This window comes from Treponema sp. R6D11 (assembly GCF_054786075.1).
In genome coordinates this window covers 1-360 of sequence record NZ_BDHD01001199.1, presented here as the reverse complement: position 1 = coordinate 360, position 360 = coordinate 1, and the positions used below count along the sequence as shown (strand labels likewise).

1 protein-coding gene is annotated in these 360 nt (G+C 50.3%); it reads left to right on the top strand.

All coding sequences use genetic code 11. From position 1 onward, the window contains the following. Positions 1–57: 57 nt before the first annotated feature. The coding region (locus ACYVTD_RS18100; RefSeq protein WP_461248996.1) for a CBS domain-containing protein at positions 58–360 on the top strand (303 nt) is incomplete at its 3' end.

Below are 360 nucleotides of genomic sequence, written 5' to 3'. Positions count from 1 at the left end.
AGCGTATACGCCAGGTGGCGGGAACCCTTTCCGGCGGGGAGCAGCAGATGCTCGCTTATGGACAAGGAAAAGATCAGCCACATCCCGGTATTAAATAAGAGCAACGAGATTGTAGGCCTTATCACAAGATCGGATCTGTTAAAAGCCGGCCCGTCTCCCGCCACCAGCCTTGACATGTACGAGATCAGCTATCTGCTTTCCAAACTTACGGTAGAAAAAATGATGGAGAAGAAAGTAATTACCGTTCAGGAAAACGAAGTCGTAGAGGAGGCCGCCCGCATCATGGTAGACAACGGCATCGGCTGTCTGCCCGTGTTAAACGGCAATCTTTTAACGGGCATAATTACCGACTCCGACATT